Annotated in this window: 8 protein-coding genes; 3 read left to right on the top strand and 5 right to left on the bottom strand. The window is 47.4% G+C overall.

The genetic code is table 11. From position 1 onward, the window contains the following. Positions 1–33: 33 nt before the first annotated feature. Entirely contained in the window at positions 34–2,151 is a 2,118-nt protein-coding gene (locus OH455_RS02155; RefSeq protein WP_269980169.1) for a methyl-accepting chemotaxis protein, read from the bottom strand. Positions 2,152–2,374: 223 nt separating this feature from the next. Here OH455_RS02155 and xthA point away from each other — a divergent pair, with 223 nt between their 5' ends. After that, on the top strand, positions 2,375–3,181 hold the full coding sequence (gene xthA, locus OH455_RS02160; protein WP_206372539.1) for an exodeoxyribonuclease III: 807 nt from the start codon (positions 2,375–2,377) through the stop codon (positions 3,179–3,181). A 94-nt stretch (positions 3,182–3,275) separates the two neighbouring features. Here xthA and OH455_RS02165 read toward each other — a convergent pair whose 3' ends face one another. Continuing rightward, on the bottom strand, positions 3,276–4,793 hold the full coding sequence (locus tag OH455_RS02165; protein ID WP_269980170.1) for a hypothetical protein: 1,518 nt from the start codon (positions 4,791–4,793) through the stop codon (positions 3,276–3,278). A 451-nt stretch (positions 4,794–5,244) separates the two neighbouring features. Between OH455_RS02165 and OH455_RS02170 the strand changes: the two genes are divergently transcribed. Next, positions 5,245–6,300, top strand: a complete 1,056-nt coding sequence (locus OH455_RS02170) for a formylglycine-generating enzyme family protein (protein ID WP_269980171.1) — start codon at positions 5,245–5,247, stop codon at positions 6,298–6,300. 155 nt (positions 6,301–6,455) lie between these two features. After that, the gene (locus OH455_RS02175) at positions 6,456–7,517 is read left to right on the top strand and encodes a formylglycine-generating enzyme family protein (RefSeq protein WP_269980172.1); all 1,062 of its coding nucleotides are present in this window, start codon (positions 6,456–6,458) and stop codon (positions 7,515–7,517) included. A gap of 42 nt (positions 7,518–7,559) precedes the next feature. On the opposite strand, the gene OH455_RS02180 is transcribed toward OH455_RS02175, so the two are convergent. Genes OH455_RS02180 through tssI form a run of 3 tightly spaced genes read right to left on the bottom strand, consistent with a single transcriptional unit; the run spans position 7,560 to position 12,876 of the window. Beyond that, positions 7,560–10,043, bottom strand: a complete 2,484-nt coding sequence (locus tag OH455_RS02180; protein WP_269980173.1) for a LysM peptidoglycan-binding domain-containing protein — start codon at positions 10,041–10,043, stop codon at positions 7,560–7,562. Further along, positions 10,043–10,636 carry a DUF4123 domain-containing protein gene (locus OH455_RS02185; protein ID WP_269980174.1) on the bottom strand — a complete coding sequence of 198 codons (594 nt, stop codon included), beginning with the start codon at positions 10,634–10,636 and terminating at the stop codon, positions 10,043–10,045. Before OH455_RS02185 ends, OH455_RS02180 begins: the two co-directional genes overlap by 1 nt. After that, positions 10,618–12,876: a type VI secretion system tip protein TssI/VgrG gene (gene tssI, locus OH455_RS02190; RefSeq protein ID WP_269980175.1), complete on the bottom strand. Its 2,259-nt coding sequence runs from the start codon at positions 12,874–12,876 to the stop codon at positions 10,618–10,620. Before tssI ends, OH455_RS02185 begins: the two co-directional genes overlap by 19 nt. Between the last annotated feature and the right edge of the window lie 292 nt (positions 12,877–13,168).

The following is a 13,168-nucleotide window of genomic DNA, read 5'->3' on the forward strand; positions in this document are numbered from 1 at the left end:
CAGCAAAAGGGCCTCATTAAGAGGCCCTTTACGTTACACTTTAAATTGACTGACCAGTTGTTGCTGCCTTTGTGAAAGCGTACCGATTTGCGTGCTGACCGTTTCAGACTCTTCTGCTTGCGATAAGATTTGAGCACTCAGATCACGGATGTTACTGACACTCTGGTTGACTTCTCCTGAGACCGATTGCTGTTCTTCCGCGGCCTTCACTATTTGTGAATTCATATCATTAATAGAGGCAATCGCATCAAAGACCTGGTTCAGTTGTGAGACCGCTCTTTCCACTTGCTGCGCAGAATCGTTAGCTAGGTTATTACCATCCTGAATAGCATTCACCACATCTTGCGTGCCTTGCTGAACATTCTCAATCACCTGACGAATCTCACCAACCGAAGACTGAGTGCGACTGGCTAGACCGCGAACCTCATCGGCTACGACAGCGAAACCACGCCCTTGTTCACCCGCTCGCGCCGCTTCAATCGCTGCGTTTAACGCCAGTAGATTCGTTTGTTCTGAAATGCCTTCAATGACCGTCAGGATCTCAGTGATATTGGCGTTGTTTCTCGCCAATTCTTCCACCACAGGGACCGCCGCCGTCATTCTCTGAACCAAACGAACCATCTCGGTTTGAGATTGCTCAATCACCTTCTTACCTGAGTCTGCCGCATGGTTAGCTTTTTCCGCTTCACTTACAGCAATTTCTGCATTTTGAACCACAAGGCCTGCCGTTTGTGTCATCTCTTCAGAGGCCGTGGCAACCAAATCCACCTCTTTGAACTGAGAGTCACTGCTTGAACGGGTTTGCTGCGCGGCAACGTGGGATTGCTCAGTCGTGGTGCCAATTTGCAACGTCGTTTCGACGACATCACTAATAATGGATTGCAGCTTATCTAAAAACTGGTTGAACCCGATAGCAAGCTGACCAATCTCATCTTGAGATTTAACATCCAAACGCTGCGTTAAATCCCCCTCACCAGAAGCAATGTCATCCAATCTTGCCACCACTTCACGGATTGGCTTGACCAAACGAGATGCCAGCAAAGCAATTGTCGCTAGCCCTAGAATGACCAATACCACACCGGCAAACAATTCTGTTTTTACACTAGACTCCACTTGATGACTGATCGTCTGATCAAGCATTTCAGCATCGGCTAACACACTGCTTCTTGGCATATCAAACAGGACACCCCAAGTCTGATTGGCCACCATAATAGGCGCAAATACGCTCAACCACTGCCCATCACTGCTCCACTGGGTTTGAACCTCTTGGCCGAAAAGAAGATCCGTCAGCTGATCACCCGACAAGGTACTGCTACTGAACGACTGCCCAATGGCAGCAGAAGGCTCATCACTGGCGATCAACGAGCCATCTAAACTGATAATATTGACGTGGCCGTTGCCATTAAAGAGCTGATTGTCCGACTCGGCGACAATATTAGCCATCGCATCCAAGCGTAGATCAATACCAAAAAAACCAATCACAGTATCATCGATCATGACAGGAACCGATATCGACGTTGCGAGCACTTGCCCACCATCTTGATTGATCAAACGGGGTGTACTCACACAAGAGCCACCGCTCGAGAGTGGACAGAAAAAACGCTCGCTATTTTGAGTCGCGTCTAGGTCAGCTTGGCTCAATACATTAGACACCACGTTCTCGCCATTTTGAGCAGTAACCCAATAAGGGGCAAACTGCCCTCTTTCGTTTGAGCCAACATACTCCGCATCGACATAGTTGCTGTCTTCGCCATCTAACATGTTTGGTCTAAACACAAGATAAGCGCCATGAATCGAATCAAAACTCAGTACTGACCTGCGTACCATCTCATCTAAAGCGGTACGTAACTCCTCACTGTCACCAAAATTTTCTTCCGTATTGGTTTTCAGAAACAGCGCATTAGAGGCCAACATTTCTGCTCGATACAAGGCCTCATTGAGATACTCAGCGACCTCAGTAGCATTGAGCTGAGCTCGTGTTTCAAGCAGTTGCTCAGATTTATTGATCACAGACTCAGCACTTTGTGCCTTAATCTGTTGTTGGTTAGTCACTGCGTTGTAGACAGAAAATCCGATCAGGGATAAAGAAGTGATAAGCAGGCAACAACCTGCAAGAAGGGTTATTTTCCATTGAACGGAAAGGGTTCGCATAGTACATCCTTATGAGCAAACTCATTCATATCGCATCAAAAACGAAGGCTAAATTCTACATTTCGAGACCAATTACAACATATTGCAATCATTTATCAATCGAAAGTTTACAAATATGTTAATGCCAATACACCAAGTGTTAACTTTAGGTAGTGACTCAAGAAAGTGGTAATATCTGGGGAAATTTCAATTGGTTGAATTATTTCAATAACAAGGAATAAAAATGAAAGTGATCAGCTTTAACATCAATGGTCTTCGCGCACGCTTGCATCAATTGCAAGCGGTCATCGACAAACACCAACCTGATGTGATCGGCCTTCAAGAAATCAAAGTGCACGATGAAGCCTTCCCGGTCGAAGACGTTGAAGCCATGGGCTACAAAGTCTACTTCCATGGGCAAAAAGCACACTACGGTGTCGCCATGCTATGTAAGAAAGCACCGCTTTCTGTTCAGAAAGGCTTTCCAACCGACAACGAAGATCATCAAAAACGTATGATCATGGCGACGTTTGAAGACGACAACGGCGAGAAAGTCACCGTGCTTAACGGCTACTTTCCTCAGGGCGACAACATCAGCCACGAGACCAAGTACCCATACAAGCGCCAGTTCTACCAAGACTTGATGACTTACCTAAATGATCATCATAACAATGACGAGCAGCTGATCGTGATGGGCGATATCAACATCAGCCCAATAGATGCTGATATCGGTATCGGCGAACCCAACCGCAAACGCTGGTTAAAAACAGGCAAATGTTCTTTCCAACCAGAAGAGCGCCAATGGTTGAAAACATTAATCGACTGGGGATTTGTCGATACCTTCCGCCAGCTTCATCCACAGGTTGAGGATCGTTTCTCGTGGTTTGACTATCGCTCACGCGGTTTTGATGACAACCGTGGGCTACGTATCGACGTAGTACTGGCGACACCAAAGCTTGCTGAAAAATGTATCGAATCAGACATCGACTACGAACTGCGCGGTATCGAAAAGCCGTCGGACCACGCCCCGATTTGGGCGACGTTTAAATAACCAAAACACAACAAGCTCAAGGGGTGACGTCTTGTGTCGCCCCTTTGACTATGCCCAAACCTAACCTATTAGATAGATACACTTTCAGTGGTTTTTAGTCTTGCTCGGATTGCGTATCGACTAAATTCCAAAAGTCACTCCACGACGTGTCTTTAATGGCGCGGTGTTTGATTTGATTGGCTCCCAACGTATACATGACGCGTCCTGTATTTTGCCCTTCAAGCCTATTTTTATGGATTGAAAGTGGCGACCCACTATCATGTCTCTCAAACAATTGCTCAAGGATGCCAGTCAACCATGCCTGCGTTTGTTGAGTGAATTGAGGCTGGTGTTTCAGCTTTCGGCGTACCAATAATTCTGCCGCCTCAATATAGGCCCTTTTGGCTTCCTTATCTTCCACCTTGTCCCAGAACTTGGTCTCATCTACCCCAGCACTGACAAAGATTCGATTGAGTAACCTTTTTACCGCCTGATCATCGGATATCTCTATGTCATCGATATAATAATACTTGTTGCAAAACACAACGTAAGGCTCTGACTTATCCAACTTCTTCTTTGGGATATGAGGCACCTCTGACTCCCAAGCATAGCGCCCTAAAACGTCATCCCATACCGTTTCAAGAGAAATATGATTGTCTTTGTGCATATCCAATTTGAGCTGGATTGCCGCTAGCACACCGTCAGAAGTCAGAAATTCACAGTTACGCAAACTGTAAAAATTGCCAAAAGCGCTGTATGCCCCGCCCATGCCCAGTTCGTTTTGATACTCAGGATCCAGCTGAGATCGTGCTTCAACCCGACTAATACCAATTTGCCCAAGGTGGAGATACTCACTTAAGCTGAGCACATTAGTTCTGGGCAGGATGTTCGCGTCTTCATTAACGCCAGATTGATGACCAAAATAGAGGGTACTTTTGTAGTTATCCGCTAACGCAACATGTACGCACCTTTGCTGAGTGCGATTCAAACCATAAGGCGCATCCATCACATCGGTCAGATCAATCAAATTGGTTCCCATATTATTGCAATATTCCCGCCATTCAGTGACCTCATCTGGCGTTAATTTGCTGCCCACGAAACCAATATCATGCATAGGTAACTGCTTTTTTGCATTCATTGCATTGATGATTTCGATAATGTCTTTAAAGGCTTGCATGTAAGTGCTGTGCCTTTCATTTCTCGGATCCCAAACCTCGCTTTTGGCTCGCCGATTAATGTTAAATAGCACCAGGCACTTTTCTCTGTTTCTAACCGGCCCAATGTGTTTCGAGGCGAGATATTGTCCGACACTCGGATCATTGGCGATTTTGTCTTGATAGAATAGCAACGCTTGTCGGCGGATATCGCGGTCATAAGTGTTGTTGTCATACTCTTGGTAATGATGGACTTTATCAGCGTGCTTTTTTACTTCGTTGACATCCTTGGTGGTCAACCAAACATAGTCCCGCCCCTCTTTGAGTAAACCAAGATCTCTGATGTGCTGATTGATTGCCGGGATATTTCGATTGAATTCTTCCTGCTCAGACCCTTCTCGAGGAGAATCAAAATATTCAAATACCGTAATCGGTCGCGCCATTTCCTCTTTAAAGGCAACGTATTTATAGGCATTCATATCGCCTCTGGCACTGGGTGGATAATGTACAAAAGGCCTTTTCGAATTCAAAAGTCTTAAGACCAGATTGTTTTTGTACTGCGCTATATCTGGCTGTGAAACGATGTCAGTTAAGTATTTATTGCTCATTGATTTCTCACTTAGAAAATGAATATGATAAAAATCAAAACGCACCACCTAAAGATATCGACTTGATAAAGTAATATACGTCAAGCCATTAGCTCTACACCTGATGTAAATGATTCGCTAATCCTCAAAATTAGGTCGTCCTACCAACGTTATATACAGGCCATCTTAATGACTTGGAAGACTCGATAATTGGGCTGTTGGGTGAGAAATTAGGAGTAAGCGACGGGATTGCAGCCTATCTCTAACAGGGTACTGATAGTCGCCCCCTGAAACGCAGCCTGCTTATGCGTAAAATAGGCGCATTGAACTAAAGGAACAACAAATGAAAAACAGAGGGTTAGCTTTGGGGTGTATGCTGCCACTACTGGCAGCGTGCAATACCAATAGTTCCGTTATCCATGTAACCAGTGACACCGTTTCCCAGCAACAGTTGGATACAATCGTTAAGAACATTGAGCAACACTACCCCGATGCAACCAACGTGCAACGACAAAGAGCGGCGGACGTAGTGGTGCGCGCTATCGAAACACTGATATTTGTTGAGGGGGGCAGTTTTGACATGGGCGACTTTGGTGCCCCCTGCCTAGTACCCAGTGGTACTGTCAAGCGAATGGATTGGGCACCGGGTGTTGAGTGCTTAAGTTCCCCCTCCAGTACAGAAACAGGCGCTCATCAGCTGCATAAGGTGACATTGGATTCCTACTCAATCTCAAAATTTGAAACTCGCTTTATTGATATGGAATGGATGCGTTTGATCAATAGTTTGCCAGTCGCTCGTGATTGGTCTAATGATGGGCGTCATATCGAGAGAAACTCTGAGCGCTACCAGATACTCACGACGAAACGTAAAGATAACCCAGCCTCCACAAAAGAATGGCAGGAAGCGAAAGACTATTGCCAGTGGCTTGGCTCTATGAGTGGGTTGCCGTTCGATTTACCAACAGAAGCCCAGTGGGAATATGCCGCCAGAAGCCGCGGACAAAAAACTTATTTCGCCACCAATAATGGCTATCGACAAGTTTCTGAAGATGTCTATATCGACCCTACGACAAACTCCTACGTCGAGTATAACCAGTCTCAGGCGAATGCCTCGACAGGCATAGAAGATGTAGATACATTCCCACCTAACCCTCTCGGTGTCTATGGCATGTCTAATCAGGTCAGTGAGTGGGTCAATGATTGGTACTCGCCCGATTATTACATTAACTCACCCGAACATAATCCACAGGGTCCAGAGACTGGCACTGAAAAAGTTCTCCGAGATGGAAGAGGAATCACAATGACCTTTTCTCGACTTCATGATGCCCCTGAAAAAGAAGACTACTTCCCATCAGTCAGCTTTCGCTGCGCTTTACAAAGTACAACGCCGCTCCACTGAGGGTGGCCCAATAGGGCCAAGGTTTTAGCCATAAAGGTAAGCGTAAAGCTTGATTCCGAAATTCCTGCGTTATCACTGGGCTTATGGTGTTTTTGCAACTGTTTTCTCAGCATGTTTGTGCGTAAAATAGGCGCATTGAACTAAAGGAACAACAAATGAAAAACAGAGGGTTAGCTTTGGGGTGTATGCTGCCACTACTGGCAGCGTGCAATACCAATAGTTCCGTTATCCATGTAACCAGTGACACCGTTTCCCAGCAACAGTTGGATACAATCGTTAAGAACATTGAGCAACACTACCCCGATGCAACCAACGTGCAACGACAAAGAGCGGCGGACGTAGTGGTGCGCGCTATCGAAACACTGATATTTGTTGAGGGGGGCAGTTTTGACATGGGCGACTTTGGTGCCCCCTGCCTAGTACCCAGTGGTACTGTCCAGCGAATGGATTGGGCACCGGGTGTTGAGTGTTTAAGCTCCCCCTCCAGTACAGAAACAGGCGCTTATCAGCTGCATAAGGTAACATTGGATTCCTACTCAATCTCAAAATTTGAAACCAGCTTTATTGATATGGAATGGATGCGTCAACTTCATAGTATGCATGTTGCCAGCAGCTTTGGCCCAAAAAATCTTGATTACGTGGTACTTCGTGACAGCGAGTGGTACAGAACATTGACGACCAAGCTGAAAAATACTCCGGCTCCAACCAAAACATGGCAAGAGGCGAAAGACTATTGCCAGTGGCTTGGCTCTATGAGTGGGTTGCCGTTCGATTTACCAACAGAAGCCCAGTGGGAATATGCCGCCAGAAACCGCGGACAAAAAACTTATTTCGCTACCAATAATGGTTATCTACAAATTCGCGAAGATGTCTATATCGACCCTACGACAAACTCCTACGTCGAGTATAACCAGTCTCAGGCGAATGCCTCGACAGGCATAGAAGATGTAGATAGATTCCCACCTAACCCTCTCGGTGTCTATGGCATGTCTAATCAGGTCAGTGAGTGGGTCAATGATTGGTATTCGCCCGATTATTACATTAACTCACCCGAGCATAATCCACAGGGGCCAGAGACTGGCACAGAGAAAGTGTTAAGAGACGCTGCTGGCGTTACCATGACTTTTGACCGTATCCATCATATACCTGCTCAAAAAGAATACTATGTCTCGGTCAGCTTTCGCTGCGCTTTACAACAACCATCTCCAGCTCAATAGAAACGATGCAGTCAAAATAGGCCCTAGCGGGCCTATTTGTGATTATCGGTAAGGTAAATACTCATCACTACGAGCCATTATCTGGGCGCGTTTTCGTGACAATTGCTCACCAGAAACGGGAAGATAAGGGTCTGCGTTATCAGTCAGCCTGTTTTTGTGCGCCAATTGAGTCACCCAGCGGTTAAACATTCGTTGCTGGGCTTCATCCAAAATAGCATTAATGCGGTCAAGGTTATCAAACATCACTTTATCACCCGTCTGTTTTTGCCCAGCACTGTTCATTCGCTGCAAAATCTCTTCAAACTTATGCCAGCTATAGGTGCTCTCTTTAAGCAGTTTACAGATCGCCTGCTCCTGCAGCTCATTAAAGCTCAGCAAAAACTCCTCCACTAGAGTGTCTAACATTACCCCTATCGCCTCTGGCAAAATCGAGTCAAATGACATACCTGACATAGTACTGCTATCTAAAATATGTTTGGCCAGCGCATTGGCCTTTTTCTTTCGATCACTAATATTGTCAAGCTTCAGCTTCCATTTCATAACCTGTTTCTCACCCGCTTGGACAACACTTTCCAATGTTTGAGCAGGAGAATCAATCAACTCTCTGGTGAACGCCACCAGTGTACAGTCCAAAAGGTAGTCGTAGGCTAATTTATTTAGGTTAGCGAGTACTCGATAGTCAACATATTGAAGCCCTCGGAAAATAACTTTGGCCAACTCCCACAACTGCACCATGTCGATAAGGGCACCGAAACCGCCCCCGCCGCCAGCCCCCCAAACCAACTGACCTGAACATTTTAAATAAAATTTTCCACCCGCGAGTGAGAGCTGAAAATCTGCACCGAATCCAGCCCCGGCTGCGATATTGCCCGAGGCACTCAGCTTTAAGAGCACTTTAAAAGTGGTAGGTTTGTCTTCTTCAGGTGCTTTCCATTCCATCGACCCTGCCAACTGCCCGCTCGCTTGAAGGCCAGCAAAGCCTTGTGCACGTAGGCCAATTTCCCCCTTCGGTCCTTTGGAAAGATCGACATGTGGTGTAAACATTACCCCAACACTGCTGCCATTTTCCTCTTCTGCCTGACCCACTTGAGCGCTGGCACCGACGGCTACCCCAGCAAAACACCCCACAGAAACGGTTCCTTTGAATCGAAAGCTACCGAACGAGTAAGTGGCATCTTTGCCCTTGGCGTCGCGGTAAGTCAGCTTAATCGGATAACCCGCTTCACAAGGTAAGAACAGATGGGCTTCCGCTTTGGCTTCGGCTAATGACACGCTGGCGTCTGCCCCGACGCCCAAATCAATTTTACCTTTGCTCGGCTCGAACGTGGTAGCCACACTTGCTTGGGCTCCCCAGCGAAACAGCTGCGCCTCTGCGCTGACTGCGAACACCGTTTCCCCCTCATCATTGAGGTATGGCTGAGTCGCTTTCCATTCAACGAATTTTCCTCCCTCTGCTGTCCATCCAGCCAATTTATTCTGAATCTTGAGTGACTTGTTATCCTCAAGGATGTCTTTAGCGATGGCTTTGCCGAAACCTTTAAAATCTCTTTGCTCTAGAGCTTTCATCGCGGAGGTGTGATGATAATTACGCTGCCAGCGCCTTTCCTCCCGCTCGAAAAATTTTGAGCGCATGTAAACAAATTTACTGTGCTTAACCGAATAGGATTCCACCACATGCCTACTGATCCGACGTGTGGTCAATCGTTTTCCATCGCTGTTCAAGTTTTTTAACGGCACGCCCAGTTTAGTGGTGAGCACGGGAGGTTTGGCCTGTGCGGATTTGGTTTCCAATGCCGTGTAAGACTGAATATCACTTTCAATTTCCGCTAAGACTTGCTGTCGCAGCACCTCCATAGAACTTTCAGCAAACCAACGATTACGATAATTTTCTACAAACCGCTGCCGATCCCTCAGTAATTTGAGTTCACTGTTCACTCTGGCTTGATTTGAATTGGCCAACGGTTTAGCGGCGGCGACTTGTGCAACACGCTTGGTCGCACGGCTTTGAGTCGTGCCCGCAGTGGCAAACATACCGGCATACTGAGCATCTTTAAGCCATGCTTCCTTCTCGCGAGCATGTAACTCCAAGGCTTCAGGCGTCGCTGTGTCACCCTGAGGTACTTTAGCCAGAAGGGTTTTATAGTTGTTGAGCAGCAGGTCGGTCTGCTGGCTTTCTTTCTCTAGTTCTAACGCCGCTTTTTCATCAAGTAACCAGTATTCTAATGGGCCATCTCCGGTGAGGAAAATGACGTCATGTACATCAATCGGTTGACACAAAGGAGGTGAAATCAGCGGCTGGTTGTCCTGCAGTTCTCGAACTTCTGAGACAGGCTCTACGGGATAGCTAGGCTCAATCGGCTCGGCCTCTTTGTCTTTTGGTAACACCAGTGTATCGCCGATGTGAATGAGGTCTGGATTGGACTGATAACGAGGATTTAGATCCAGCAAGGTGGCAAAATCGACATTCTTTTCTACTGCGACTTTTAACAGTGTATCACCGGCTTGGACGGTATAGCTGAGGCTCATCAGACGGATACTCCCTGCCATTGGTTGGCAATCATAGTCATGGTTTGAACTTGGTTTTCTTCTACTACCCAGTTAGTGAGTGGGCTTTGAGCGTCTCCAGCTGGCCATTGCGCCGAAAGCCATTGCTTGTCATACCAATCGATTCGGTTTAGTCGAGGGAAAAACTGTTGACGTTGCTCAGTCGAGAGAGCGCCCAAGAACATTACCAACTTCCGAGGTTCGTAAAAACGCAACACCGTAGCCGCTTGATTGTAGGTGACGGTTACGCGGCTTCTTAATGATTCGGCGAGAGCGTGAAGGCCAACATGATCAGGAGTCATCATTAAACAACCAGCAGGCGCTGATTCAAAATGACGCTGTAGCGCTTCAACCTTTTTGAGCTCTTGACCCAAATGAACCAGTTGAGGACCATTAGTCACCGATGCAAAACGGGTTCTATCAAATAAGGCCTCCGACTCGTTATCCGCCAGCACTGATTGAAAATCGGGCCACAGCAAAGGCTCAATAAGGGCATATATCCGTTGTTCTGATACGGTCGACACTGGAGAGACACTATTGATATTCCACTCTGGCGCTAGCTGTGTAATTGACATGTTTTACCACTCCCACATTGACATAGTTCCATCATTAAATTGCCTTCTTCCACCAATCCTGCATAAGAGGCGGGAGACATTTCGGGCCGCGGCTTCTTGGCAAGAGACGGCTTTTTCGGTCTGCGCGTTGTCACACCGACTTGACTGCCTACGGCAGCACTGTCGTTAATATTGACCTTGCCCCCCATGGCCTTAACATCGCTCGCCCCATCAATGGTGATCGCCGTTCCGTTAAGGTGGATCGCTCCGCTGCTTTTGAGCACTAAGCTTGATGCGCCCACTTGTACTTTGATTTCATCCGCCGCAACGATGGCGGTGCTGCCCTCAGAGCGAACCGAGGTATTGCCGTTGACTTCAACACTGAGGTGGTTGCCAACCGTTAATGAGTCATCGCCACCAATGTCCTGAGCACGCGAATCCAAGATGACACTGGATTGGTCTTCCCCTACCTCTAGGGTGTCATTTTTGCCTATCTGAGTGCGGCGATTATCATCAACATACCAATCACGATTGTGCGCGAGTGAGACCGCTTCGTTGGCGTTGTAGGTCACCGTAACATCTTGTTCGACTCGCTCCATGAAGGTCTGCTTGGTCACCGAGGTTTTGTGACCATCAATCTCCTCTTTGCGATCACCGTGAACCACGTTTTCTTGCAGGTTGCCAACCACTAACTCTTCATCGTTACCAATATCTCGATAGCGATTGTTGAGTACCTTGGTTCTCATGTCCTTCTGAGCACGCAGATACACCCTTTCTTGGTTATTTTCGTCTTCGAAATAGAGCTCGTTATGGCCTTCTGCTTTGTGGCTTTGAGTGCGAAAAACGGTGCGCGTTTTGTGTTCTGGCAAGGAATAAGGCGGTAAGTGCAAGCCGTTGTAGACGGCGCCTGTCACCAGCGGCCTATCGGGGTCACCTTCTAAGAAGGTCACCACTACTTCGTGACCAATTCGCGGCAGGTATACTGCCCCCCAGCTTGGGGCAGCCATCGATTGACTGACGCGCAGCCAACATGAACTGCGTTCATCATTTTTTCCGTAACGGTCCCAGTGAAATTGGACTTTAATTCGCCCCAGTTCGTCGGTATAAATTTCTTCGCCCGCAGGGCCAACCACCACCGCGGTATGCGGCCCTTCAACCACCGGCGGAGCGATTTTCTTCACCCGATAAGTCACATCACGCGGCAAGCAGACGAATTGATTGCGGTATTGGGTAGGCGCGTCCGACCCTTCTTCTTCGTGGACGCGAGGGTTTTCTCCAAAGTGCATCACAGAGAGCATCAAATAATCACGATTGACCGCCGCACGAGGGTACTCACCTATCTCAAAGCCAGTCCCTGATGCTAAGCGCATAATATTGCTGGAGGCGTAAACTTGGTGGCTCTCTACGATGTATTGTGACATCCACTCGTTGCTGCGCAGAGCGCCAATCTCGGGCGCCGTGTAGCGTCCTGGGTAGTCGTAGAGTTGTAAGTCGCTGTTGGCAACGTCCCCCGACTCTTGGCCTTGAGGAACCTTTGGGGTCAGGTAGTTGTAGTCGTTGTAGCTCACATGCCCTGTCAAAGCACGGTGAACTTGCGCTAAATCGAAAATGTGTTCTCGGTCGGCAACACCGCCGCCTTGAGCGTGAAACATCAAAGGCCCAAGGTAAGAGCCGTTCTGATGCGTGCTCACCAGTTCTGGAATGGCATCATTGCTGTCTACAATCACCATGGTATGCGCGCTATCGCTGTGCTCAAAGTAGAACCACAAGCCATGTTCTGCCAGCAGGCGCTCGACAAACTTATGATCACTTTCACGGTATTGCAACACGTAGTCTTTTGCTTGGTACTGCCCCGTCAGTTCAAAGCGATAATCGCTCATTCCGGCGTCATCAAAGACATGGCGAATGATATCTGGCGCCGTTTGGTGTTGAAAAATTCGGCAGTCTTGGCGATAGGTCAAAAACCACAGCTGCGGGACTAGGGTTATCTGATAGCGAGAGTAACGCCGACCCGTGCCCAAATAGCTCAGCGCTGAAATGCAGCCGTTAAACTGCCGAGCTGTCGCGAGACCTTGACCAAACAAACTCAGCACGCCGTTTTTCCTGCTCAGCGTTTCAAAGGTAATGTCATTGCTCTCTGATAACACCGTGAGGCTGATTTCAAACGCGGTGGACAGGGCTTCCTTGACACAAAAACTTTCAACTTTGAACCTGGTTAACACACCAGAAACTTCAAAGGTAAACTCAACATCATTAGCCATACAGTTTCACTCTTGTGACCATAAGCGATTGCGGACAATAAACTTATATGCATATCAAACAGCAGAACGGTAACAAATAGTGAGTGAGGTATCACTGGGCGAAAGTAAGGTGTTAGCGCGAAGAAAAACCGACAAATTCACCAAATTATCAGTGTTTTGGTCTAAAAGGGTAACTAAGGAGAGCGTATTAGTAGTGAAAAGCACGGTTTGCCGTACGCAGATAACTGTGATTTTTCGAACGAGTTCACACTATCGGATTAGGCGGACCTTTGACAAGGGGATAGAGGCTGTA

Source organism: Vibrio sp. T11.5, from assembly GCF_027587155.1.
In the GTDB taxonomy this organism is placed as follows: domain Bacteria; phylum Pseudomonadota; class Gammaproteobacteria; order Enterobacterales; family Vibrionaceae; genus Vibrio; species Vibrio neptunius.

Bases quoted from the DNA above. Each gene is read 5' to 3' on its own strand.
- OH455_RS02155 (WP_269980169.1), bottom strand. From the start codon at position 2,151: ATGCGAACCCTTTCCGTTCAATGGAAAATAACCCTTCTTGCAGGTTGT.
- xthA (WP_206372539.1), top strand. From the start codon at position 2,375: ATGAAAGTGATCAGCTTTAACATCAATGGTCTTCGCGCACGCTTGCAT.
- OH455_RS02165 (WP_269980170.1), bottom strand. From the start codon at position 4,793: ATGAATGCCTATAAATACGTTGCCTTTAAAGAGGAAATGGCGCGACCG.
- OH455_RS02170 (WP_269980171.1), top strand. From the start codon at position 5,245: ATGAAAAACAGAGGGTTAGCTTTGGGGTGTATGCTGCCACTACTGGCA.
- OH455_RS02175 (WP_269980172.1), top strand. From the start codon at position 6,456: ATGAAAAACAGAGGGTTAGCTTTGGGGTGTATGCTGCCACTACTGGCA.
- OH455_RS02180 (WP_269980173.1), bottom strand. From the start codon at position 10,043: ATGAGCCTCAGCTATACCGTCCAAGCCGGTGATACACTGTTAAAAGTC.
- OH455_RS02185 (WP_269980174.1), bottom strand. From the start codon at position 10,636: ATGTCAATTACACAGCTAGCGCCAGAGTGGAATATCAATAGTGTCTCT.
- tssI (WP_269980175.1), bottom strand. From the start codon at position 12,876: ATGGCTAATGATGTTGAGTTTACCTTTGAAGTTTCTGGTGTGTTAACC.